Source organism: Bradyrhizobium commune, from assembly GCF_015624505.1.
GTDB classification, from domain to species: Bacteria; Pseudomonadota; Alphaproteobacteria; order Rhizobiales; family Xanthobacteraceae; genus Bradyrhizobium; species Bradyrhizobium commune.
Genome location: NZ_CP061379.1, coordinates 7,049,549 through 7,074,248 on the forward strand (window position 1 = coordinate 7,049,549; position 24,700 = coordinate 7,074,248).

21 protein-coding genes are annotated in these 24,700 nt (G+C 63.7%); 10 read left to right on the forward strand and 11 right to left on the reverse strand.

The features are described 5' to 3' along the window. Nucleotides 1-87: 87 nt before the first annotated feature. Complete coding sequence (gene gluQRS / locus IC761_RS33090) at nucleotides 88-957, reverse strand: tRNA glutamyl-Q(34) synthetase GluQRS (protein ID WP_195800808.1); 870 nt, start codon at nucleotides 955-957, stop codon at nucleotides 88-90. A 116-nt stretch (nucleotides 958-1,073) separates the two neighbouring features. Here gluQRS and IC761_RS33095 point away from each other — a divergent pair, with 116 nt between their 5' ends. The 5 genes from IC761_RS33095 (at nucleotide 1,074) to IC761_RS33115 (ending at nucleotide 6,911) form a co-directional block, all read left to right on the forward strand. After that, on the forward strand, nucleotides 1,074-1,721 hold the full coding sequence (locus IC761_RS33095) for a DNA-3-methyladenine glycosylase family protein (RefSeq protein ID WP_195800809.1): 648 nt from the start codon (nucleotides 1,074-1,076) through the stop codon (nucleotides 1,719-1,721). 94 nt (nucleotides 1,722-1,815) lie between these two features. Next, complete coding sequence (locus IC761_RS33100; RefSeq protein ID WP_195804853.1) at nucleotides 1,816-2,901, forward strand: DUF2855 family protein; 1,086 nt, start codon at nucleotides 1,816-1,818, stop codon at nucleotides 2,899-2,901. A 77-nt stretch (nucleotides 2,902-2,978) separates the two neighbouring features. Continuing rightward, the gene (locus tag IC761_RS33105) at nucleotides 2,979-4,742 is read left to right on the forward strand and encodes an NAD(P)/FAD-dependent oxidoreductase (protein ID WP_195800810.1); all 1,764 of its coding nucleotides are present in this window, start codon (nucleotides 2,979-2,981) and stop codon (nucleotides 4,740-4,742) included. A 142-nt stretch (nucleotides 4,743-4,884) separates the two neighbouring features. After that, entirely contained in the window at nucleotides 4,885-5,784 is a 900-nt protein-coding gene (locus IC761_RS33110; protein WP_195800811.1) for a hypothetical protein, read from the forward strand. A gap of 149 nt (nucleotides 5,785-5,933) precedes the next feature. Beyond that, a complete protein-coding gene (locus IC761_RS33115) occupies nucleotides 5,934-6,911 on the forward strand; it encodes a peptidyl-alpha-hydroxyglycine alpha-amidating lyase family protein (RefSeq protein WP_195800812.1) in 978 nt (325 codons plus the stop codon). A gap of 9 nt (nucleotides 6,912-6,920) precedes the next feature. Here the strand turns inward: IC761_RS33115 and IC761_RS33120 are convergent, their stop codons facing one another. After that, nucleotides 6,921-7,901, reverse strand: a complete 981-nt coding sequence (locus tag IC761_RS33120) for a Bug family tripartite tricarboxylate transporter substrate binding protein (protein WP_195800813.1) — start codon at nucleotides 7,899-7,901, stop codon at nucleotides 6,921-6,923. 150 nt (nucleotides 7,902-8,051) lie between these two features. Here IC761_RS33120 and IC761_RS33125 point away from each other — a divergent pair, with 150 nt between their 5' ends. Both IC761_RS33125 and IC761_RS33130 read left to right on the forward strand, forming a co-directional pair. Then, the gene (locus tag IC761_RS33125) at nucleotides 8,052-8,609 is read left to right on the forward strand and encodes an HNH endonuclease (RefSeq protein ID WP_195800814.1); all 558 of its coding nucleotides are present in this window, start codon (nucleotides 8,052-8,054) and stop codon (nucleotides 8,607-8,609) included. A gap of 220 nt (nucleotides 8,610-8,829) precedes the next feature. Beyond that, entirely contained in the window at nucleotides 8,830-9,900 is a 1,071-nt protein-coding gene (locus tag IC761_RS33130) for a T6SS phospholipase effector Tle1-like catalytic domain-containing protein (RefSeq protein ID WP_195800815.1), read from the forward strand. 88 nt (nucleotides 9,901-9,988) lie between these two features. Here the strand turns inward: IC761_RS33130 and IC761_RS33135 are convergent, their stop codons facing one another. The 3 genes from IC761_RS33135 to IC761_RS33145 form a co-directional block, all read right to left on the reverse strand. After that, nucleotides 9,989-11,440 carry a GH1 family beta-glucosidase gene (locus IC761_RS33135; protein WP_195800816.1) on the reverse strand — a complete coding sequence of 484 codons (1,452 nt, stop codon included), beginning with the start codon at nucleotides 11,438-11,440 and terminating at the stop codon, nucleotides 9,989-9,991. Between the two features lie 2 nt (nucleotides 11,441-11,442). Further along, complete coding sequence (locus IC761_RS33140; RefSeq protein WP_195804854.1) at nucleotides 11,443-12,444, reverse strand: glycoside hydrolase family 16 protein; 1,002 nt, start codon at nucleotides 12,442-12,444, stop codon at nucleotides 11,443-11,445. A 72-nt stretch (nucleotides 12,445-12,516) separates the two neighbouring features. Continuing rightward, nucleotides 12,517-14,142 (reverse strand): DUF8728 domain-containing protein, encoded by a 1,626-nt coding sequence (locus IC761_RS33145; RefSeq protein ID WP_246791403.1) that lies wholly within the window; start codon nucleotides 14,140-14,142, stop codon nucleotides 12,517-12,519. 185 nt (nucleotides 14,143-14,327) lie between these two features. Between IC761_RS33145 and IC761_RS33150 the strand changes: the two genes are divergently transcribed. Beyond that, nucleotides 14,328-15,656: a glycosyltransferase family 87 protein gene (locus IC761_RS33150; protein ID WP_246791404.1), complete on the forward strand. Its 1,329-nt coding sequence runs from the start codon at nucleotides 14,328-14,330 to the stop codon at nucleotides 15,654-15,656. Nucleotides 15,657-15,762: 106 nt separating this feature from the next. Beyond that, nucleotides 15,763-15,984, forward strand: a complete 222-nt coding sequence (locus IC761_RS33155; protein ID WP_195800817.1) for a dodecin — start codon at nucleotides 15,763-15,765, stop codon at nucleotides 15,982-15,984. Nucleotides 15,985-16,105: 121 nt separating this feature from the next. Here the strand turns inward: IC761_RS33155 and IC761_RS33160 are convergent, their stop codons facing one another. The 6 genes from IC761_RS33160 to IC761_RS33185 form a co-directional block, all read right to left on the reverse strand. Further along, the gene (locus IC761_RS33160; protein ID WP_195800818.1) at nucleotides 16,106-17,074 is read right to left on the reverse strand and encodes an ABC transporter ATP-binding protein; all 969 of its coding nucleotides are present in this window, start codon (nucleotides 17,072-17,074) and stop codon (nucleotides 16,106-16,108) included. Further along, nucleotides 17,071-18,078, reverse strand: coding sequence for an ABC transporter ATP-binding protein (locus tag IC761_RS33165; protein WP_195800819.1), 1,008 nt, complete (start codon nucleotides 18,076-18,078; stop codon nucleotides 17,071-17,073). Before IC761_RS33165 ends, IC761_RS33160 begins: the two co-directional genes overlap by 4 nt. Next, a complete protein-coding gene (locus tag IC761_RS33170) occupies nucleotides 18,078-18,995 on the reverse strand; it encodes an ABC transporter permease (RefSeq protein ID WP_195800820.1) in 918 nt (305 codons plus the stop codon). Before IC761_RS33170 ends, IC761_RS33165 begins: the two co-directional genes overlap by 1 nt. Beyond that, complete coding sequence (locus IC761_RS33175; protein ID WP_195800821.1) at nucleotides 18,961-19,920, reverse strand: ABC transporter permease; 960 nt, start codon at nucleotides 19,918-19,920, stop codon at nucleotides 18,961-18,963. Before IC761_RS33175 ends, IC761_RS33170 begins: the two co-directional genes overlap by 35 nt. 29 nt (nucleotides 19,921-19,949) lie before the next feature. Beyond that, a complete protein-coding gene (locus IC761_RS33180; RefSeq protein WP_195800822.1) occupies nucleotides 19,950-21,740 on the reverse strand; it encodes a peptide ABC transporter substrate-binding protein in 1,791 nt (596 codons plus the stop codon). 260 nt (nucleotides 21,741-22,000) lie between these two features. Continuing rightward, complete coding sequence (locus IC761_RS33185; RefSeq protein ID WP_195800823.1) at nucleotides 22,001-23,419, reverse strand: M20 family metallopeptidase; 1,419 nt, start codon at nucleotides 23,417-23,419, stop codon at nucleotides 22,001-22,003. Between the two features lie 302 nt (nucleotides 23,420-23,721). Here IC761_RS33185 and IC761_RS33190 point away from each other — a divergent pair, with 302 nt between their 5' ends. After that, on the forward strand, nucleotides 23,722-24,693 hold the full coding sequence (locus IC761_RS33190) for a S1C family serine protease (protein ID WP_195800824.1): 972 nt from the start codon (nucleotides 23,722-23,724) through the stop codon (nucleotides 24,691-24,693). Nucleotides 24,694-24,700 lie beyond the last annotated feature (7 nt).

Genomic DNA, 24,700 nt, shown 5'->3' on the forward strand with positions numbered 1-24,700 from the left:
TCCCCTTCGAACCCCGGGCTCGCCGGCAAGCATGGCACGGCGGAACACCTGGAGTCACGGCGGCGTTTTGCTAACCCCCAGAGAAACTTAGCCTAATCCCACCAATCGGCGAATACTGGCGGGCGAGGCACCGGCCGCGCGCAACTCCCGCAGGCCGGTCGAGTGGCTCGATTTCGACAGCTTGTGGCCGGCTTCGTCGCGAATCAGAACGTGGTGCCAGTAGGCCGGCGCCGGCAGGCCGAGCAGAGCCTGAAGCAGACGATGCACCGCGGTGGCGTGAAACAGGTCCTGGCCCCTGACCACCTCGGTCACGCCCTGAAGCGCGTCGTCGACCACCACCGACAAATGGTAGCTGGTCGGCGTTTCCTTGCGGGCGAGGATCACGTCGCCCCAGGATTCGGGCCGCGCCGGGACGATCCCGTGCTCGCCGCCGGGCCCCTCGCCGAGTTCGTGCCAGGTCAGGCCGGCCACACGGCGGCAGGCGGCGGCCATGTCGAGCCGGAGCGCGTAAGGCGCGCCGGACTCCATCAGCCGCTTGCGCTGACCGGCGGAAAGCGAATTCGCATCGCCGGGATAAAGCGGCGCGCCGTCGGGATCGCGCGGCCAGGGCCCATCGGCCTCACGCGCAGCCACGAGCCTGGCGATCTCGGCGCGGCTCTCGAATGCGGGATAGACGAGGCCGAGCGCGGCGAGTTTTTCCAGAGCAGCGCGATAGTCGCCGAGATGCTCGGACTGCCGCCGCACCGGAGTCTCCCAGGCAATCTCAAGCCAGGCGAGGTCGTCGTAGATCGCCGTCTCGAACTCCGGCCGGCAGCGCGTCGCGTCGATATCCTCGATGCGCAGCAACAGCCGCCCGCCGGTCTCGCGCGCGCGATCGAAATTGAGCAGCGCGGAGCAGGCGTGGCCGAGATGCAGGAAGCCGTTGGGGCTCGGGGCGAAGCGGAAAACGGGTGGCATTGATTCTCTGGCTATTCGTCATTGCCGGGCTTGACCCGGCAATCCATCTTCCAAGACTCTGTTACGATAGGAGATGGATGCGCGGGTCAAGCCCGCGCATTACGAGTTGAGCCACAATGACCATCCACCTCGAAACCCAGTCCGACCTCGAAGAGGCCGTTCACGCGCTGGTCAAGCGCGATCCCCGCCTCAAACCCGTATTCGAGATCGCGGGCATGCCGGCGTTGCGGCGTCGCGAGCCGGGCTTTACGGGGCTTGCCCATATCGTCTGTGGGCAGCAGCTCTCGACCGCGAGCGCGGCGGCGATCTGGGGGCGGCTGTCGGCCGCCTTCGATCCGTTCGACCATGAGGCGGTGCGACGCGCCCGCACCGACCGGCTGGGGCGGCTCGGGCTGTCCGCGGCCAAGATCAAGACGCTGAAGCATCTGGCGCGCGAGATCATCGCGGAGCGGCTGAATCTCGACGTGCTCGCCGAGGAAGATGCAGACGCCGCGCATCATACGCTGATCTCGCTGCCGGGCATCGGGCCGTGGACGGCGGACGTCTATCTCCTGTTTTGCCTCGGCCATGGCGACGCCTGGCCGGCCGGCGATCTCGCCGTACAGGAGGGGATCAAGATTGGCCTTGGGTTGCAGGCGCGGCCGACGGAGAAGCAGATGGCGCCGCTCGCCGAACCCTGGCGTCCGCTGCGCGGTGCGGCCGCGCATCTGTGGTGGAGCTATTATCGCGCGGTGAAGAAACGCGAGGGCGTGCTGACGACGTAAGTGGGCGAACAGCGTTTTAAACTATGTTGCTGTTGCAAACGAAGCCCGCATGACCGATGAGATCCCGGCACGGACACGAGCCGGGATCGACATCATGACAGCCACCGACTTCATCGTTGCACGAGACGATTTCGAAACCTGCAAGACGATCGCAACCGCGCTGCCCGCAGCCGACGCGCTGCCGCGGGATGCGCTGCTGGTGAAGGTCGACCGCTTTGCATTGACCGCCAACAACATCACTTATGCCGTGCTCGGCGACGAGCTGAAATACTGGCAACTGTTTCCTGCACCGAGCGGCTTCGGCAACATCCCGGTGTGGGGCTTTGGCGAGGTGATCGCCTCGGAGCATCCCAACGTGCCCGTGGGCGAGCGGCTGTTCGGCTATTTCCCGATGGCCACGCATCTCGTGATCGAGGCGACCGACGTCAGCAAGCGCGGCCTGCGTGATGGCGCGGCGCATCGGCAGGGCGTGGCGCCGGTCTACAACGCCTATGCGCGCGTCAGCGGCGATCCCGCCTATGCCGGGCGGCAGGGCGACTACCAGGCGCTGCTGCGGCCGCTGTTCATGCTGTCGTTCCTGGTCGACGACTTCCTCGTCGAAAACGACGATTTCGGCGCGCGCACCGTGCTGCTGTCGAGCGCATCGAGCAAGACTGCGTTCGGGCTCGGCCATCTCCTGCATGCGCGGGGGCGCAAGGTGATCGGCCTGACCTCGGGCGGCAATACAGACTTCGTCAGCTCGCTCGGCTGCTATGATGAGGTCGTCACCTATGACTGCGTGACCAAGCTGCCGAGCGACATGCCGGTCGCCTTCGTCGACATGGCCGGCAACAGCGCGTTGCGCGCCAATCTGCACCGACATTTCGGTGACCAGATGAGATGCTCCGTGCGCGTCGGATTGACGCATCGCGCCACCGACGCTGACGAGGGCGAACTGCCCGGCGCAAAGCCGCGCTGGTTCTTCGCACCCGACCAGATCCGCAAGCGCGCCAAGGAATGGGGCCCGGGCGGCATCGAGCAGCGATTTGGCGCGGCATGGTCGGGCTTCGCGCCAATGCTTGAGAGACGCTTGAGCATCGTCGAAAGCCGTGGACCAGACGCGGTACGGCAGGTCTATCTCGACACGCTGAAAGGTCGCATTCCGCCTGAGCAGGGCCACATGCTCTCGCTGCTCGGGTAAAGCGCTTTTGACATAGGCTGATCCGGTATAGCGTTCACCTCAGAGGAAACGCCGCGAAGACGGCCACGAGGTCGCGCATGCTGGACAAGACGCAGGATATTTTCGTCTCCGCGCAGGCCTGGCTCGATGATTTCGAGCGCACGCTTGGGAAGCCTGAACCCGCTGCGCTCAACCGCCTGTTCGTCGCAGAATGCTTCTGGCGCGACGTGCTGGCGCTGAGCTGGAACCTGCAGACCATTGCCGGCCGCGACGAAATTGCGCATGCGCTGATCGCGCTCGCGCCAAAGGCAGCGCCGACCAACTTCGAGATCGCGCCGAACCGTGCGCCGCCGCGCTGGGTCACACGGGCCGGCACCAGCAACATCGAGGCAATCTTCAATTTCGAGACCGCACTCGCGCGTGGCAGCGGCATCGTCCGGCTCGTTCCCGATGCCGCCGATGGCGACAGGTTGAAAGCGTGGACGCTGCTCACCGCGCTCGACGAGCTTAGGGGATTTGAGGAACAGCTCGGCACGTCGCGCCCGCGAGGGCAAGCCTATTCGCGCGACTTCCGCGGGCCGAACTGGCTCGATTTGCGCAACGCCTCGCGCGACTATTCCGATCGCGATCCGGCCGTGCTGGTGGTCGGCGGCGGCCAGGCTGGCCTCGCGATCGCAGCACGGCTGAAGCAGTTGAAGGTCGACACGCTGATCGTCGATCGCGAGACGCGGATCGGCGACAATTGGCGCAAGCGCTATCACGCGCTGACCCTGCACAACCAGGTGCAGGTCAATCACATGCCCTACATGCCGTTCCCACCGAACTGGCCGGTCTATATCCCCAAGGACAAGCTCGCCAACTGGTTCGAAGCCTATGTCGATGCCATGGAGCTGAATTTCTGGACCGGCACCGAATTCGAGGGCGGCGCCTATGACGAGGCGAGGTGTCACTGGACAGTGACGCTGCACCGCGCCGACGGCAGCAAGCGCACCGTGCATCCGCGCCATGTGGTGATGGCGACCGGCGTCAGCGGCATCGCAAACGTGCCGGATATTCCGACGCTCCCCAATTACAGGGGCGCGCTGGTTCATTCCAGCCGCTACGAGGACGGCGAGAACTGGCAAGGCAAGCGCGCCATCGTCGTCGGCACCGGCAACAGCGGGCACGACATCGCGCAGGATCTCTATTCAAGCGGCGCGGAGGTGACGCTGGTGCAGCGTTCGCCGACGCTGGTCACCAATATCGAGCCGTCGGCGCAGCTCGCTTATGCGACCTACAACGAAGGCACGCTCGAGGACAACGATCTGATCGCGACCTCGATGCCGACACCGCTTGCCAGGAAGACCCATGTGATGCTGACGGAGCAGTCGAAGGAGCTCGACAAGGAGCTGCTCGACGGCCTCCGCCAGGTCGGCTTCAGGCTCGACTTCGGCGAAGCCGGCACCGGCTGGCAGTTCAAATACCTCACCCGCGGCGGCGGCTATTATTTCAATGTCGGTTGCTCCAACCTGATCGTCGAAGGTGCGATCAAGCTGAAGCAGTTCTCGGACATCGAAAGCTTCGTCGCCGAGGGCGCGCGGATGAAGGATGGCTCGACCATCGCCGCCGATCTCATCGTGCTCTCGACCGGCTACAAGCCGCAGGAATATCTGGTGCGAAAGCTTTTCGGCGACGGCATCGCCGACCGCGTCGGCCCGGTCTGGGGCTTCGGCGACGGGCTCGAGCTGCGCAACATGTATGCGCGCACGAAGCAGCCCGGCCTGTGGTTCATCGCCGGCAGCCTCGCGCAATGCCGCATCAACTCGAAATATCTCGCACTCCAGATCAAGGCGATCGACGAAGGGATGTTGGGGCAGGCCTGACCGGCTGCGCGTGATAAAGTCGGCCCCATCAACCTTGACTCATTGCTATGTTCATGAACAACTATGGGTTACTTTCATCAAAAATTGATCTTGAACATCTCGGTTTTTTCTCGAATAGCCCGAACCAGACAGCGGGTGACCCATGTTGGAAGCAATCAAGAAATTTAGCGGGGCCATCCTGACGTGCTTTGGCGCGCTGGTGCTCGTGATCATTCTTTGCGCGGTATTCTGGTTGATGACGAAGCTCGCGCCGCCGGGCGACGGCGGCTCGCTTCCTCTGCTCGCCATTGGCGGCGTCGTTGTTCTCATCTTCATGCTCGCCGCCGTCGCGATGGTCTTCTCGGCGCTCGGCCTCTCGAACCGCGATCTGGCGATGGGGCTTCCGGAGGGCTCGATCCGGGCGGTCATTGCGCTCTCGCTGATTGTGCTGTTCTCGATCCTCTCCATTTTCCTCTATCAGGGAGTGTCACGCGGCAACGTCGTGACGATCGCGGAGATGTCCGCCGCCGAGCGCACACAATTCATCAAGGATCATCCCAACGCGGTAGACCTCCAGTCCACTGCAACGAAGGGCAAGGACGGCGCAGTCAAGGACGGCTTCTTTGACGTCAGCTATCGCAGCGCGAACCCGGCGAGCGACGATTTCGCCAAGCAATTGCTGGTGTTGCTGGGCACGTTGATGACGGCCATCACGAGCTTCTACCTCGGCGCTGGAACCGTCACGTCAGCGGTGAAGACTGGAAATGATGCCGGAGCGCCAGCCCCGGCGGCCAACGGCGTCCAACCGGACAATCATTCGATCGCAGCGGCCGGACCACTGCAAATCACGATCAGCGGGACCAATCTCAACGTCATCACCAATGTGAAAATCACCCGGCTGGGCTCTCCTCCGATTGTCGCCACCAACGTGATGTCGAACCCCGGGCAAGTCACTTGCGATCTCGATGTCAGCCAGGCTGCGCCAGGGATTTGGGACATCGAGATGGACGACGGCGGATCGAAGTCGGTCAAGCTCGCCGGGAAACTCACTCTCAATCCCTAGACACTGTCCTGAATTGCAATCCGCGCGACGGGCGGATCGCGCCCGCAACGAGCCATGCGCAAAAGCACCTCGTGCTTCGGCTGATCCTCTGCAAGACTTCGCCGGCAAGGTGACCGGATTCGCCGGTCACCGCATCGGAGGAGATGCAGATGCCAGCCATTCTCGGCACCGGCGAACACCGCTATCGCGTTGTCGAAAATTTCGCAAAGCTGCCGGACGGATGGCAGCTCACCGATGTCGCCTCCGTCGCGGTGGACAGCAAGGACCGCGTCTATGTCTTCAACCGCGGTGCCCATCCGATGGTGGTGCTGGACCGCGACGGCAATTTCCTGCGTTCGTTTGGCGAGGGCCTGTTCTCCCGCGCGCACGGACTGCATATCGACGCCGACGACAATCTCTATTGCACCGATGATGGCGACCACACCGTGCGCAAATGCACCACCGACGGCAAGGTGCTGCTGACGATCGGCATCCCCGAGAAGCCGGCCGCCTTCATGAGCGGCGAACCGTTCCACCGCTGCACCCACACCGCGCTGTCGCCGAAGGGCGAGATCTACGTCTCCGACGGCTATGGCAATGCGCGCGTGCACAAGTTCACGCCCGACGGCAGACTGATCAAGAGCTGGGGCGAGCCCGGCACCGATCCCGGCCAGTTCAACATCGTGCATAATATTGCAACTGATGCCGACGGCTGGGTCTATGTCGCCGATCGCGAGAATCATCGCGTGCAGGTGTTCGACGGCGAGGGCAAATACGAGACGCAGTGGAACAATCTGCACCGCCCCTGTGCGCTGTGCTGCTGTGGCGGGGCCAAGAGCCCGACTTTCGTGATCGGCGAGCTCGGCCCCGGCCTCGATATCAACCGCAAGGTGCCCAATCTCGGCCCGCGGCTGTCGATCGTGGACGCCCAGGGCAAACGCATCGCGCGGCTCGGCGGTGAGGACGGCCCGGGCGTCGCCAGCGGAAAATTCCTGGCGCCGCACGGCCTCGCGCTGGACTCCAAAGGCGACATCTATGTCGGCGAAGTCGGCGTCACCAACTGGACGACCAGCTTTCCGAACGAGGAGATGCCGGTGGTGGTACGCACGACACGGTGCTTGCAGAAGCTGGAGCGGATGCGGGAGTAGCTCGCCTCCTCAATCCACCTTGATCCCCGACGCCCTGATGATCGGCCACCAGCGTTCGGCTTCTTCCTTCTGGTAGGCGCGCAGCGCTTCCGGCGATTGCTGCGCGATCGGCGACGGCTGAATTCCGAGCTCGGCAAAGCGCTGCTTCACCTGCGGGCTTGCCAAAATCTGCACCATCGCGGCGTTGAGCTTCGCAATCATGTCCTTCGACGTACCCTTCGGCACCCACAGGCCGTACCACAGCGATGCCGAATAGCCGGGCAGCCCGGCCTCCTCGGCGGTCGGAATGTTCGGCCAGGATGGCGAGCGCGCCTTGCTGGTCACCGCGAACGTCTTGATGCTGCCGGCCGCAACCAGCGCCTTGAAGTTCGAGGCCGGCTCGATCATCGCGTCGATCTGGCCCGCGATGAGATCCTGCATCGCCGGGCCATTACCCCGATAGGGCACGAACTGGAATTGCGTCCCGGTCTCCTTCTGGAAGGCGATGCCGGCGAGATGGCCGGTGGCGCCGACGCCGGCGATGCCGACCGATGCCTTGTCCGGATTGGCCTTGAGCCACGCAATCAATTGTCTGAGATCATCGGCGGGCAGATCCTTGCGGCCGACGATCAGAAGCGGCTCGCTGCCGATCAGGACGACCGGCTCGAGGTCGCGCAACAGATCGAACGGCAGCGCATAGAGCCCGCCGGTCAGCATGTGCGTGGTCGAGGTCCCGATCGAGAGCGTGTAGCCGTCGGGGCTCGCACGCACCGCCCGGCCGACGCCGAGCGAGCCGGCGGCCCCGCCGACATTCTCGATCACGACCGGCTGCTTCAGCGCTGCGTTGAGGCGCTCGCCAAGAAACCGCGCCAGCGTGTCGGTGGCGCCGCCCGCCGGGAACGGCACGATCATGGTGAAGGGGCGCGCCGGATAGTCCTCGGCCGTGGCCCCGCGAATCGGTGCCGCACTGAACACCACCACTGCCAGCAACAGGCCGAGCCAGCCTCGCATGCGTCCTCCCGAAAATGGCTTTTCCGAGTGTTTTTCTTGCCCTGCCCGACGGTAATAAGTCTCTCAACGGGCTTCACAATCCCGTCACGCTGCATGTAGTATGTCAATACTTGCTGCTTCGCAGCGTATGTTGGAGGCCGGGAGCGTTACTTGAACGCACATGTCTCGCAAGGCAGTTGGCCGGTGTTGGTGCTGAATGCGGACTTCCGGCCGCTGAGTTACTACCCACTGTCTCTGTGGTCGTGGCAGGACGCGATCAAGGCGGTGTTCCTCGACCGCGTCAACATCGTCGCCCATTACGATCAGGCGGTTCGAAGTCCCACGCTGCAAATGCAGCTGCCGAGCGTGGTGTCGCTCAAATCCTTCGTCAAGCCGACCACCCATCCCGCCTTCACCCGGTTCAACGTCTTCCTGCGTGATCGCTTCAACTGCCAGTATTGCGGATCGCCCGAAGACCTCACCTTCGATCACATCATCCCGCGCAGCAAAGGCGGCCAGACCACCTGGGAGAACGTGGTCGCGGCGTGCTCGCCCTGTAACCTGCGCAAGGGCAATCTCACGCCGGCGCAGGCCAAGATGTTTCCGCGCCAGCACGCTTTCGCGCCGACCGTGCACCAGCTCCACCGCAACGGCCGGCTGTTTCCGCCGAACTATCTGCACGACAGCTGGCTGGACTATCTCTACTGGGATACGGAACTGGATCCGTAGGGGCGGCTCGCTTCGCGTTACATGTATCCGAGGCCGGCGGTCGCCTTGCCCAGCCTATCGAGCCTTGGATCGCCGCCCACGGGAAGCCTCTTGCAGATCGTTGCGCGACTCGGTCGGGTCTCGCGGGAGAATTTCGAAATTCCCCGAGCGCTGGCTAAATCTCCCACCGGCAAAGCCGGCCAGAGTTTGACTATCGTTTCATCTACTCGGGGATGGCGTCATGAAACGGCTCTGCGTATTCATGGACGGCACTTGGAACGTCCCGAAGCATCTCACGAACGTTTCGCGCCTCGCCGCCCTCGTTGCTCCGGTGGATCCCGCAGGCATACCCCAAAACCAGAAGTACGTCGTCGGGATCGGTACGGATTTCACCGACAGGTTACGTGGTGCCTTCGGCAAGGGCATCAACAATCGCGTGCGAACGGCCTACGCGTGGTTGGCGGAGAACTTTTCGCCGGGCGACCACATATACGTCTTCGGCTTCAGCCGGGGCGCGTTCGAAGCGAGATCGCTGGTCGGATTCCTCGATCGATGTGGCCTGTCAACGAAGGCCGACGTACCGATCGTCGCCGCGCTATTCGAAAGATACCGCAGGCCCGACGTCGCTCCGAACAGATCGGAGCTCGCTTCGACCGGGAGGCAGTTGACGAAGGACGAGCGAAATTTCCTGGACAGGACAAGACCAGTGGAGGTCCGGTTTTTAGGTATCTGGGATACGGTCCGCTACCTCGACATCCCTTATGGACGAATACGCGGCTTCAGTAGATCGGAGAATCTGTTCCACGAAATCATGAGCACTCGTTCGTGTCGGACTATCCGCCAGGCCATCGCCATCGATGAGCACCGCAAGCCCTATCGCGTCGAGCATTTCGAATTGAGCCGACAGCATGCGGGTAGCACCGATACCGAGCAGCGTTGGTTCGCCGGCGATCACTGCGACGTTGGTGGCGGTCCTCCGGGTGGGATGATCTCGAACGTGCCGCTCCGATGGATGCAGCAGGAAGCTGCCTCGGCCGGCCTGCATTTCAAGGGCCTTCAGCCACTGACGGGCGATGAGCACAGTTATACGCTCCATGATGCCTACAGGAGGTTCCTGGGCGGCGCTTTCCGCGTCGCCAGCGCCCGCTACTATCGTGAGATCGAAAAGCGGACGGGCATCCGGAGCACCATCGACGCATCAGTCTTGAAACGCTGTCGAGAAGATCGCAGATATCGGCCAAGCAATCTTCGAGATTGGGCCAAGGAGGTCGGATGCGACCTCGCGCTCCAAAAGGACGACTTCCAATTCTGAAGACGTCGATTGGCACAGCCCGGCCGCCCTGCCCGACGCCCCTGTCAAATGCGCCATCGCATGAGACAAACGTCATTGCGCTCTTGTCTCACACCCCGATCGCATTCCTCGCGACGACATCCCGATAGAACGCCGCACTCAGCTTCGGCACCCTTGCCTGCGTCTCGAAATCGACCCGGTAGAGCCCGAAGCGTTTGCCGTAACCAAAAATCCACTCGAAATTGTCCATCAGGCTCCAGTGGAAATAGCCGCGGATCGGAACGCCTTCGGCGATCGCGCGCTGCATCTGGGTCAGGTAGTTGCGCAGGAACATGATGCGGTCGAGATCGTAGATTTGGCCGTCGGCAGAGATCTTGTCCTCTGACGAGGTGCCGTTCTCGCTGATATAGATGTTCTCGATGTTCCAGATCTTTGCGGCGATGCGCGGCGCCCAGTAGATCACCTCAGGGCCGACCCGCAGCCATTCCGAATTCATGTGCGGGAACGAAGCCGGGAACGGCAGCACGTGGAAGCCCGGCGCGCGGTCGGACGCCGTGACGTAGAATTGCGGCGCATAGATGTTGAGCCCGACGAAGTCGTTCGGCGTGCCGATGATCTTCAGCTCTTCGGCGGTGAATTTCGGCGCGTCGGCGCCGGCATAGGCGAGAAAGCCGTCGGTGTATTTTCCTTCCAGCACCACGCCGAGGAAGCCGGCATTGAGCTCGCGCGTCGCGATCTCGGCGGCGCGGATGTTTTCCGCCGTCGCGATCGCCGGCACGCAAGCCGCGATGTTCTCGGCCGCCCCGACGCGCGTGCCCGCGCGCCCGGAGGCGCGGATCGCCTGCACCGCAAGGCCATGCCCCAACGCGACGTGATGGCGGGCCTGGTTCAGCTGTGCCGTCGGCAGTTTCAGGCCGGGCGCGTCGATGGCCCAGCCATAGCCGAAATTCACGAAGCGCCCGACCTCATTCACGGTGAAGACGTTCTTGACGCGATCGGTCAGGCGTTCGGCGACATAGGCGGCATAATCCGCAAAGGCTTTTGAGGTGTCGCTGGACTGCCAGCCACCGACACGGTCCTGGAGTGCCTGCGGCAGGTCCCAGTGATAGAGCGTCGCATAGGGCTCGATGCCGTTCGCGAGCAGCTCGTCGACAAGGCGATTGTAGAAATCGAGCCCTTTGGGATTGGGCTGCCCCGTTCCCTCCGGAAACACCCGCGGCCATGCAATGGAAAAACGATACGCCTTGACGCCGAGCGTCTTGATCAGCGCGACGTCGTCCTTGTAGCGGTGATAGTGCTCATTGGCGCGATCGCCTGTCGAGCCGTCCTCGATCTTGCCCGGCGTGTGGCTGAAAATATCCCAGATCGACTTGCCGCGGCCGTCTTCGTCGACGGCGCCCTCGATCTGGTAGGACGACGTCGCCGTGCCCCACAGAAAATCCTTGGGGAATCGCGCTGGCGCAGACGCATCGCTCTCGGCGGCGCCGGCGCGCGTGGTGAGGCCGAGCGCAGCAAGGCCCGTGAGCTTCGCAAAGGAACGGCGCGAGAAGGAAGCCGGCATCGTCACCTCTGTGCTTGTTCCATATCGATCTGATAGGCGGAGATCCGGTCGATCTCGAACGCGACGGTCTGCGGCGTCTCCGCATCGACAGGGTCGACGCCGACAAAGAATTTCGATCCGATCGCGAGATTGACGATCATGTACATGGGATCGTCGAAGCCGATCGGGACCTTGATGTCGGAGACCGGCCTGCGGTCGATGAAATAGACCAGCCGGTCCTCCTCCCACAGCACACCGTAATTGTGGAATGCGCTCGAGGCGTCGCCGACCGCGAAATCGAAGCCGCAGGACTGGATCTTCTGGGTCGATGGAATTCGCCAATGCGTCGTCATCACCATGTCGCCGGGCCGCTCGCCGCGGCCTTCCAGCACGTCGACCTCCGGGGGCCAGCCGCCGTCATCCGCCAGCATCCAGAACGCCGGCCACACCGAATGGCCGACCGGGATCTTGGCGCGGATCTCGAAATATCCGTGCTTTTGCGAAAAAGTACCCTGCGTGGTCAGGATGCCCGAGATGTATTCATTGTTGAACAGCACGGGTTTCAGGTCCGGCGGGGTGCGACTTGCGACGATCGACAACACGCCGTCCTTGACCTTGAACGGGTCGAGCCCGAGCGGCGTCGTGGCGCGGCCGGCATAGCGCGGATCGACATAGATCTGCTGCTCGCCATTGGCGCTGGTCTTGCGCTTGAAGTCGGAGCCGTCGCCGCCCCAATAGCGCGCCTCCGGCCACGCCGCGCCGCCCGAATAATGCGGGATCCAGCGCCCGCTCGACAGCGGATGCTCGTCAAAATCCTCGTTGAAAGTCCGCCGCAGCGGCAGGAACATCAGCGAGGCGGGATTGACCGTCTCGAGCTTGCGGCATTCGATCGTGGACGGATCGGTCGTCACTTGCAGCGACAAGCTGACAGGTGCGTCATCGAAATCGTCCTGCGCGACGCCCGGCACTGATGCCACGAGCAATCCGATTGCGGCTAACGCGCTTCTCGTCCAACACTCGATCATCATCGCACATCGTGCATGCAAGGAAGGAGGCCGAGGATAACTCGCCCCTCTTCGTGCGGGCAAGAGCCGACGCTACGGCGCGACGATGTCCAGCCGGTCTCGCGGCGGAATTGTCGCCTTGAACGCCTCGAGCGCCGAGTTCAACTCGGCCGCATCGGCCAATGGCGTGCGGTAGAAGGCGACGTCCCGTTGCGACAAGGTCACAGTTCTCGTTCGCAACACGGCGACCTTGGTCCAGCTCGACGGCACGCCTTTCGGGAACCAGACGTCGTAGATCATCACCAGGCCGACGCCGTGATCGTTCGCAAGCGCTTCCATCTCCGCGGGTCCGTACCGCCCCGCGGTCCTTGCCTTTCGCACCGGTTCGGAGCCAAGGCCCCAGAGATCCAGCGTGTAGTCGGGATTGCGGTAGGCGACCATGCCGAGATCGTTGACCCCAACCGGATGCCGGTAGAACGATTTGGCAAAGCGGGCGAGCTGATATTGCTGCTCGTAGATGTCGCTGGCAGCGATCGGCGTGACCATCGCAGTCGTCACATAAGGCATCGCCGCAATGCCTAGCCCAAGCACCAGCGCGATCTTCGTAAGCGACCATCGCAACGCTGGCAAATGCGGCCTGGCGTGCGCGGCGCTCCAAAGCAAGGCGGCCGCTGCGAGCGCCATGATGTAGACCTCATAGCGGTTGAACCAGCCATACTGGCCGAACATCAGATGGGCGCCGATAGCTGCGAGAACAGTCAGGCAGACGATCACCGCCTTGCGGTCGGTGCGCAGCCAGGACGCGCAGCCGGCAACGGCAAGACCGAGCAGAATGAGCCGCAAACCGTAGGAGCTGGTGATGCTTCGCAGCAGGTTCTTGACGACCGCCGGCAGATTGCTCGTGGAGTCATCGAGATTTGCGAGGTAACCCTTCAGCAAGACCGAGCTCGGCAGCAGCGGAAGACCGCGCGACGTCATCAATGCGACATAGAGAGACAGACCGATGATAATGACGAGAGCGGCGCCGGCGGCAAAGCGCCGATGGCCAAGCAGCGCGAAACCAGCAATGGCCGCAGAGGCAAAGGCAGCGCCTTCGAAGCGGATCAGCGGAAGTAGCACCAGGGCGAAGAAGTGCAGCGGCGTCGGCTTCGATCCGCGCGCCGCGCCGGCGAGACCGAGAAAAGTCACGACGGACGCCCACACGTGAGCGCTGTGCTCCATGCCGGTCATCGGCAGCGCGACGGCGCTGACGTTGAAAATGAGCAGCAGCGCAATCAGATAGCTGAACGGACGATCATTCACGTCGTCGAACAGCCCATTGGCCTCCAGCGCGCGCAGGAGCGCAAATACCGTCGCGCAAGCGGCCGCGGCATTGATCAGCAGCGGGCCGAATGCACCGAGATGCAAGGCCTGGGTCAGCGCGAGAACATAGGGCCAGATGATCGAGGAGCTTGGCGACGAATATTCGCCGGGGTTGACGCCGTATCCGCCGGAGAGAATCTGGTCGGCAACCGCGAGATGGATATAGGCGTCGTCCAGCGCGAAGACGAGCTTGAAGTCGCACTGCGCGACCATCGCGACGAGCTCAGCCGCAAACAACACCGACCAAAGCAGCACGGCGATGGTCGAGGGACGAGTCCACAGACCTACGCCGGAATCCGCGGACGCCAGCCGGCCTGTGTGGTCCGGGCGATCGCAATGATTCACGGCAGTCGTCACGAAGCTCTCCCCACGGTCGAAGCCGAGCCCTGACAGTTCCCGACCCTCGTCCATCGCATCCGTTACAATCAAGAGTTTAATCGCGCATTTCCGCCGGGTTGTGGCCGATCCGTTACGTCAGCATTTCGTTAATGACGTCGGGCGCCTGGGCTTCCAGTTCCGCTTCATAACGATTCAGGGCAAAGATGAACGGTTCGTTACCGTCCGTTAAGCCGGAGGCGGCAAGCTCGATCGCAAAGTTCCGTGGCAGGCAAGGTCCCTTCATCCTCATGTTCGCCGAAACGCTGGAGTCCGTTCGATCGCAGCCGTCGAAGCGCGCGCTCTATGTGCGCGCTATCGTTGCGGCACTGGCGGCAATCTTTGCGCTGAAGATCTACTGGTTTGTCCGCTGGGGTTTCTGGCACGACCAGCAGGTGCCGGATTTCGCGGCCTTTCACCTCGTCGCCCAACGGGTCTGGCTCGGCGATCTCGACCTGACCTACCGGTTCGCGGTGTTCATGAAGATGCAGGCGAGCCAGTCGGGCGGCGCCACCGGCTTCATGCCATGGACCTACCCGCCCCAGTTCGATCTGCTGCTCGCCCCGCTTGCTTTCCTGCCGACCTGGGCGGCTTACGCATTGTTCACCGGCGCGACGCTCGCGGCCTATCTGATGACACTGCGCAAGCTCGCGGGAGAGCATTTTGCACAGGTGCTCGTCATCCTGTTTCCGGCGATCGCGATCACGATCGGCTGCGGGCAAAATGGATTCCTCACCGGTGCACTGATCGGGCTCGTCTGCGCCCATGCCGACAGGCGCCAGGTGCTCGCGGGGCTCGCGCTCGGCGCCATGGTCATCAAACCGCACCTTGCCGTTGCCATCGGCCTCTATCTGCTAGTGACCCGTCAATGGGTGACGATCGCCGTCGCCGCAGGGGTCGTGTTGGTAAGCTCGCTTGCGTGCACCCTCGCCTTCGGACCGCAGATCTGGCTCGCGTGGTTGGGCGCGATCAAGGAGTCGGCGGGCTTTCTCGAGCAGGGCTTGTATCCGCTGTTTCGCATGATCTCGGGCTATGCGGCGCTGTACAATTTCGGCGTCCCGGCCGGCGGTGCGTTCTGGGGCCAGGTCACGATTGCCGGCCTTGCGCTCGCGACCGTCGTACTTGGTGTCGTTCGCGGGATGCCTCCCTCGTTCACGCTCGGCGTCGCCGCGGTGGTCTCGGTGATGATCAGCCCCTATGCCTATGATTACGACCTGCCCATCACGGGCGTAGGTCTGGCGCTGCTCCTACCCGATCTCCCCAAGGTGGCCTCCCCGCGCGAGCGCAGCATCATGTACACCCTGTTGATGCTGGCCGGCGCTTACGGCTTGCTGCAATCGACGAGCCTCGCCTCCGGCTTCGACGAGCGCTTCAAGCCGGCGATCGCCGGCGCCGCGCTGATGGTCCTGCTGACGATGCTGCTGCAGACGATGTGGCGCAACGCGCTGCCGGCCCCCTCAGTCGAACTCGGCGCGCCGGCACGCGCGCTCGAATAGCCCGCATGCGGGCCATGGCGGCCGACGGAACCGGAAAGGCAGGCTGCCCGTTCAGTTGAAAGGCCACGCGACGGCGCGTGGCGCAGCAGAACCGAGGGAGCTCGCCATGCCCACAGCCGAGAAGGATCACGTCTACAAGATCCTGGAACTGGTCGGATCGTCCGAGGCATCGATCGAGGACGCGATCAAGAATGCAGTCAGCCGTGCTGCCAAAACCATTCGCGACATGAAATGGTTCGAGGTCGTGCAGACGCGCGGCCACATTGAGAACGGCACCGTGCGCCACTATCAGGTAACGCTGCGCGTCGGGTTCACGCTGGAGGGATAGGCCGCATCTCCCAGGCACGATTACGTAGGGTGGGCAAAGGCGCGTTGCCCCGTGCCCACCATTAGGCCCTCGCCTGGAATGGTTGGCACGCTCACGCTTTGCCCACCCTACAAGGTCAGCGTTACGCCAAATGACACGCCACGAAATGCCCGCCTGTCCCCTCCTTCAGCTCCGGCGCGGATTCCGCGCAGCGCGGCTGGGCGATCGGGCAGCGGGTGTGGAAGTGGCAGCCTGACGGCGGCTTCATCGGGCTCGGCACGTCGCCCTTGAGCCGGATGCGGTTGCGCTTGAGCTTGGGATCCGGCACCGGCACCGCGGACAGCAGCGCCTTGGTGTAAGGATGCTGCGGGTTGCGATAGAGGTCGTTGGCTTTCGCGAGCTCGACGATACGGCCGAGATACATCACCGCGACGCGATCCGAGATGTGCTCGACCACCGAGAGGTCGTGCGCGACGAACAGATAGGTGAGGTTCAGCTCGGCCTGGAGATCCTCCAGGAGGTTGATGACCTGCGCCTGAATCGAGACGTCGAGCGCGGACACCGGCTCGTCGCAGACGATCAGCTTCGGCTCGACCGCAAGCGCGCGTGCGATCACGATGCGCTGGCGCTGGCCGCCGGAGAATTCGTGCGGATAGCGGCGCATGTGCTCGGCCTTGAGGCCGACTTTCACGAGCAGGCTTGCGACACGCTCTTCGCGCTCCTTGGCGGACAGCGCCAGATTGTGGATGGTGAAGGCTTCGCCGAGGATCGATCCGACCGTCATGCGCGGATTGAGCGAGGCGAACGGATCCTGGAACACGAGCTGCATGTTCCGCCGCATCGCGCGCAGGTCGGTGCCGCCGAGCTGGCGGACGTCCTGGCCGTCGAAGATGACTTCGCCGTCGGTCGGCTCGATCAGGCGCAGCACGCAGCGTCCGGTCGTCGACTTGCCGCAGCCGGATTCACCGACGAGACCGAGCGTCTCGCCGCGATTGACCGAGAACGACACCCCATCGACCGCATAGACACTGCCGACCTGGCGTGACAGCAGGCCGCCGAGCACCGGAAAATGCTTCTTCAGGTTGGAGACGCGCAGCAGGGGTTCGCTCATGCCAGTCCTCCTGCCACGTCTCCCAGAAGCGAATCTCCCAAGTGACATGCCATGCGGTGGCCGGGCGCGATCTCGCGCAACAGCGGCTCCTTCTCGGTGCAGACGCTCATGGCATGACGGCAGCGCGGCGCGAAGCGGCAGCCGACCGGCGGATTGATCAGGATCGGCACCGAGCCGCCGATCGCCTCGAGCCGCGTCTTGTGCTCGCTGTCGAGATCGATGCGGGGGATCGAGCGGATCAACCCTTGCGTATAGGGATGGCCGGGATCGGCGAAGAGATCGTCGACCAGCGCTTCCTCCACCACCTTGCCGGCATACATCACGACGACGCGCTGCGCGGTCTCGGCGACGACGCCCATGGCATGGGTGATCAGCATCACCGCCATGCCGAAGCGCTCCTTCATGTCCTGGAGCAGGTCGAGGATCTGCGCCTGGATGGTGACGTCGAGCGCGGTGGTGGGCTCGTCGGCGATGATCAGCTTGGGCTTGCAGGCGAGTGCCATCGCGATCATCACGCGCTGGCGCATGCCGCCGGAGAACTGGTGCGGATAGTTGTGCACGCGGCCTTCGGCGTTGGGGATCTGCACCAGCTTCAGCATCTCGATGGTACGCTCGACCGCCTGCTTCCTGGTCACGGCCTCGTGCCGGCGCAGGCTCTCGGCGATCTGCTCGCCGACGGTGAGCACCGGATTGAGCGAGGTCATCGGCTCCTGGAAGATGAAGCCGATCTCCTTGGCTCTGATCTCGTCGAGCTGCTGGCTCGTCAGCGGCACCAGATCGCGGCCCTCGAAGATGATCTCGCCAGCGGCGATGCGGCCCGGCGGCATCGCGATCAGCTTCAGGATCGACATCGCGGTGACGGTCTTGCCGCAGCCGGACTCGCCGACGACGCAGAGCGTCTCGCCGCGGTTGATGGAGATGTCGACGCCGTCGACGGCCTGCAAGATGCCGTCGTCGGTGGAGAAGTGGGTTTTAAGGCCCTTGATCTCGAGCAGCGGCGCCATCAGATCACCCGTCGCGCATCGAGCGCGTCACGCAGACCGTCGCCGATGAAGTTGATGGCGACCACCGCGATGAAGATCGCGCCGCCCGGAAACAGAGCCCAGTGCGGGCCGATGTCGAGGAAGTCCTTGGCGTCGTACAATAGCCGCCCCCAGGTCGGGGTGTCCGGCGGAAAGCCGAGGCCGAGGAAGGACAACGTCGATTCCGCGATGATGGCGGCGGCGACGTCGATGGTGCCGGCGATGATCACCGGACCGAGCGCATTGGGCAGAATGTGCTTCACCACCTGCCGCACCGGACTGGCGCCAAGCGCGCGCGCAGCCTCGACGAACTCCTTTTCGCGGATCGACAGGAACTGCGCGCGGACGAGGCGGGCGACCGGCATCCAGCGCAGGCCGCCGATCACGAGCACGATCAGGATGAAGATGCCGCCCTCGGGGCCGAACATCGATTTCAACCCTTCGCGGAAAAGATAGATCAGCAGCAACAGCAGCGGCAGTTGCGGCAGCGACAAGAACAAATCAGTAAGCCACATCAAGCCGTGCCCGAGCGCGCCGCGCGACATGCCGGCGAGCGCACCGATCAGCGTGCCGATGACGACCGAGACCAGCATCGCGGCGAGCCCGACCGCAAGCGAGATCCGCCCGCCATAGATCATCCGCGCCAGGATATCCTGGCCGAGATCGTCGGTGCCGAAGGGATGCGCGAGCGAGGGCCCCTGGAGACCAGCCACGATATCGATGTCGTTGATCTTGACGCGCCAGATGAAGGGACCGACGACCACCGCCAGGATCAGAATGAGGAGCAGGAAGGCGCTCACGACGGCGAGCTTGTGGCGGCTGTAGCGCCGCCACGTCTCGCGCCAGGGCGAATAGACGCGCCGCTCAGCGGAGGGAGATGCGAGGGTCAAGCCAGCCATACAGCACATCCGCGATGAGATTGAAGAGCACCACCAGACAGGCGAACACAAAGGTCACAGCCATCACGACCGGGGTGTCATTGGAGAGAATGGAGGAGATCAACAGCGAGCCGATGCCGGGAATGCGAAAGATCTGCTCGGTGACGATGGCGCCGCCGAACACCGCCGGCATCTGCAACGCAATCAGCGTGACGACCGGGATCATGGCGTTGCGCATGACGTGCTTGACGATGACCGTAGCTTGTCCAAGGCCCTTGGCGCGCGCTGTGGTGACATAGTCGAGCCGGATCACGTCGAGCATGGCCGAGCGCACGAAACGCGTCATGGAGGCGGCCTGGAACAGGCCGAGCACCGCGACCGGCATGATCGCCTGCCGGATCATCCCTAGCACCCAGTGGATGCCGGTCCCCTTGACGTCCGTGGAATAGACGAAGGGCAGCCAGTCCAGCGTGACCGAGAAGATCAGGATGAACAGGATGCCGGTGAAGAAGGTCGGCAGCGAGAAGCCGACGAAGGCGAGCGTGTTTGCGATCTGGTCGAACAGCGAATATGGCTTCGTCGCCGCATAGACGCCGACGGGGATCGCGATCAGCAGCGCCAGGATCTGCGCCGAGCCGATCACGTAGAGCGTGGCCGGCAGGCGCTGGAGGATGAGCTTGTCGACATCCATGCGGCTAACGAAAGAGAAACCCCAATCGCCATGCGCCATGGCCGACAGCCAGTGCAGGTAGCGAAGATAGATCGGATCATCGAGGCCGAACCTGGCCCGAAGTGCAGCCTGCACTTCGGCTGGCACGTTCGGATTGGTCGCGAGCTCCGAAAAGGGATCACCGGGCGCGAGCGCCAGCACGAAGAACAGCACCGCCGAGATGCCGAGCAGGCTCGGAATGGCGATCAGGAGGCGACGCAGGACATACTGGCTCATGGGGAAGAATCCCGTCTATGCCCGCGCGATCATGCCTCCCGATACCAGTCCTGAATGTTGTCGGTCCGGTTGGCCCAGCCCGAGATGACCGGCTGCAGCGTGTTGGCACAGGCATCCACCGTAAGGCGATGCATCACCGGAATGAACACGGTGTCCTGCCACAACAGGTCATTGCACTTGATATAGAGCGAGGCCCGCTTGACCGGGTCGATCTCGGTCTCGGCCGCGGCAATGGCGTCGTCATAGTCCTTGTTGACGTAGCGTGGGAAATTCTGGCCCTGCCACTTGTTCTCCTTGGTCGCCACATTGCCCGAGATGTAGCGGCGCATATGCAGCGCCGGGTCCGGCTGCGTCATCGGGATCTGGAACATCTCGATGTCGGCGTAAAACTTGGGGTAGGTGTCCGGGTTGGCGACGTCCGATGAGAAGAAGACCGAGGCAACGACCGATTTCAGCTCGACGTCGATGCCGGCCTTCTGGCAGGCCTGCTTGACGATGGCCTGGGTCTTCTGGCGCGGACCGTTGGTCGAGGTCTGGTACAGAAGCTTGAACTTCTTGCCGTCCTTCTCGCGGATACCGTCCGCGCCGACCTTCCAGCCGGCTTCGTCCAGCATCTTCGATGCCTTCTCAATGTCGAACTCCCACGCGGTGTTCTTGGAGACGAACTTCTCGGGACCGTTGAGGTAGTTGGCCGTGGTGCGTCCGGCGCGACCGTAGATCGCCTTCTTGACGGAATCGCGGTCCACCAGCAGGGCAAGTGCCTTGCGAACCTTCGGATCCGACAGGATCGGATGCTTGGTCTTTATCGAGGACCGCTCGCCGTCGACCTCAGTATTCGGGTCGGTGAAGTTGATCGCGATGAACTCGATGTCGCCGCCCACGGCGTAAACGGTCTTGCCCTTGCCGCCCTTCTCCAGACGTAGCAGCACGTCATCCTCGACCTGCATGTTCCAGGCAAAGTCGAACTCGCCGGTCTGGATCACGGCGCGCGCCGCGGAGACCGCATCGCCGCCGCCCTTCATATCGATGGTGTCGAAATACGGACGGTTGGGCATGTGGTAGTCGGGATTGAGCGCGCCGCGGACCAGATCGCCCGGCTTGAACTCGACGAATTTGTAGGGGCCGGTGCCGACCGGGGCCAGATTGGCCGGGGCCTCGCGGGATTTCGATCCCTTGAAGTCGGCAAACAGATGCTTCGGGATGATGCATCCGTAGGCGCCGACGAACGCATTGGCCCAGAACGGCGTCGGGTTCTTGAACAGGATACGGACGGTGAGGTCGTCCACCTTCTCGACAGTCATATCGGCGTAGGTGCTGATGGAGACGGCTGCCGTGGCAGGATCGCTGGCGTAGGCCCAGGTGAACACGAGATCGTCGGCGGTCAGCGGCTTGCCGTCATGCCATTTGACGCCGGGCTTGATCTTCCATGTGACCGACTTGCCGTCGGCGGCGAGGCCGCCATTTGCGGTCGACGGGATTTCGGCGGCGAGGATCGGATTGAGATTGCCGTTGGCGTCCCAGCTTGCGAGCGGCTCGTAGAACACGCGCGAGCCGTCCTGGTCCTTGGTGCCGGTCGCAAAATGCGGATTGAGCAGAGTCGGCCCTTGCCACCACAACAGCTTGAGCGGGCCGCCGCCGCCACGCTTGGTCGGGGGATAGGGGGTCGGGCTCTGCGCCATCGCGACGCCGCCAATGGCGAGGATCTGGTTGGCCAGCGGGGCGGTGAGGCCGACGGCGGCCAGACGCAGGATGAAGGCGCGGCGATCCATCCGCCCGTCCTTCACGTCGCCGATCATGGAACGCAGTTCTTTATCCAGCATGGTTGTCCCCCGTCTGGTTCCCGTATGGATGCAGGCGGCCGCGCGGCGGCTGCCGGGTTTTGGCTGGCACTAGATGGCACACCGAATAGGCCGCGCGTCAACTGCGACCGTGTGTATGCAAACGGTCTTCTGGCTGTCTGTTGGGCAAAACGTGTTCCGGCAGCCCAAGCGTTCGGCAATCCGGCGCCAAAATGCGCCGGAAACGACGTTGCACTGCGGAAAATTTGTTCGCCGGATCAGACGAAGTATCGAGACGAATTCTACATCACGGACATGTTGAGCGGCGGCGAGACGTGGTCCGGCAGCGGGCAGACATAAGGTGTCTTGGCCGTCCGCTTCTTGAGGTCGGCCTTCGCAGCCTTGATGAGTTCCGGTTCGATCAGCGCCTTGATGCCCAGGCCCGCCATCGCCTTGGCCGCCTGCACCATGGCCTTGTGGGCATGCGAGCTCTTGCCCTGCGCCACCACCTGCCAGGTGTGGAATGGCGTGCCGATCGCGACCGTCGGTGCGTGAACCTGCACCGTCGGGACCACCCAGCTCACATCACCGACGTCGGTCGAACCGACCAGCGGGTTGCGCTTGGCATCCAGCGGCACCAGGAAGTCGGCCAGCGGCCGATCGGTCGGCTCCATGCCGATCGCGTAATAGACCGAGGCGATGTCCTTGTCGGTCAGCGTGCCGCGGATCTGGTTGGCAAAACCCTTGTCCGCATCGTCGAAATGCGGCGGTCCGAGTTCTTCCATGACCCGGTGCAGCGCCTGCTCGAGCGGTGTGTTCGGCAGGATGTTGGAGACCGCGGAGATGATCTTCATCTCGACCTTGGTCTCGGTCATCAGCGCCGCGCCCTCGGCGATCTTGCTGACGCGCCCGGCCAGCTCGTTCATGCCGGGAAGGTCACGGGCGCGGATCGAATAGCGCACGCGGGCATGGGCCTGCACCACGTTGGGTGCGATGCCGCCGGTGTCGAGTAGCGCGTAGTGCACGCGCGCGTCGCTCGGCATGTGCTCGCGCATGTAGTTCACGCCGACATTCATCAGCTCGACCGCGTCGAGCGCGGAGCGGCCGAGATGGGGCGAAGCCGCCGCATGCGAGGTGCGGCCGGTGAAGATGAAGTCGGCACGGGTGTTGGCAAGCGACGGCGTCACCGCGACTTCCCAGAAACTGTGCGGATGCCAGGTGATGGCGATGTCGGCGTCCTCGAACGCGCCGGAGCGCACCATGAAGGCTTTCGCCGCGCCGCCTTCTTCGGCCGGGCAGCCATAATAGCGCACGCGGCCCGGCACCTTGTTCTCGGCAAGCCAGTCCTTCACCGCGGTCGCGGCAAGCAACGCGGCCGAGCCGAGCAGATTGTGACCGCAGCCATGGCCGTGGCCGCCGGTCTCGACCGGACGGTGCTCGGCGACGCCGGCCTCCTGGCTGAGGCCCGGCAATGCGTCATATTCGCCCATGAAGGCGATGACCGGTCCGCCTTCGCCCCACTCGCCCATCACCGCGGTCGGGATGCCCGCGACCTTCTCGGTGATGCGGAAACCCTGGTGGCGCAATTCAGCGAGATGCTCGGCGGCGGACCGCGCCTCGGTGTAGCAGACTTCGGGCATGCCCCAGACCTTGTCGCTGAGGTCGATGAAACGTCCCTTGATCGTGTCGATGCCACGCCAGATGTCGCTGCGGTTGTCCATTGCTTCGGTCCGTGATCTCTTGGTCTAACGAAGCGGCAATCGTTAGCAGCTTAAGGCGCGCACGACCAGCGGATCGCCGGACATCAGCCATGCGGTAAGCCGCGACCAGGCCCTGATCGGACGAACTGCCGCCGCGACGAGCACGGACAGTTCCTCGTCATGATCGGTGAATTGCTCCGACGGTGTCTGGAATAGTTGGCGGTCAAGGCTTTCAAGACGGCCGCCCCGGGCTTAAATTACCAACGCTTCGCGCGTCCTGTTTTCGCGACGAAGGGATCACGCTCGCAGATCAGGAGACCTCCATGCCCGCTCTGACCGAATGGAGAGTGCCGCCGGCCAACCAGCCGCGGGCGAGCGATTACGGTTTCGATCTCGACCGCGCGCTCGCCTCCGTTGTTGGCCTTCATGCCATCATCCCGCCGGACGCTTTCAGCGCCGAGACGCTGGGCACCGAACGTGCCGGCAACGGCGTCGTGATCGACGACGGGCTGGTGCTCACCATCGGCTATCTCGTCACCGAGGCCGAGTCGGTGTGGCTGCATCTCGGCGACGGGCGCGTGGTGGAAGGACATGTGCTCGGCTTCGATGCCGTCAGCGGGTTCGGCCTGGTGCAGGCGCTCGGCCGGCTCGACATCGAGCCGTTGCCGCTCGGCTCGTCGGCGGAGGCCAGGATCGGTGACCGCGTCGTGGTCGGCGGCGCCGGCGGCCGGACGCGATCGGTCGCGAGCCAGATCGTGGCCAAGCAGGAATTCGCCGGCTATTGGGAGTATCTGCTCGACGAGGCCGTGTTCACCTATCCCGCCCATCCGAACTGGGGCGGCACCGGACTGATCAACGAGCGTGGCGAGTTGATCGGCATCGGCTCGCTTCAGCTGGAGCGTGAGCGCGACGGCAAGGCCGAGCACGTCAACATGATCGTGCCAATCGACCTGTTGAAGCCGATCCTTGACGATCTGCGCAAGTTCGGCCGGGTCAACAAACCGGCACGGCCCTGGCTCGGGCTCTATTCGACCGAGATCGACAACCGCGTCGTGGTGATCGGGATCTCCGCCAACGGCCCGGCCGCGCGCGCCGAGCTCAAGACCGGCGATGTCATCCTCGCGGTGGATGGCGACAAGGTCACAAGCCAGACGGCCTTCTACAAGAAGATGTGGGCACTCGGCGCCGCCGGCGTCGACGTGCCGCTGACCGTGCATCATGAGGGCGTCACCTTCGACGTCACGGTCACGTCGACCGACCGCTTCAAGCTCTTGAAGGCGCCGAAGCTGCACTGATCCCAAC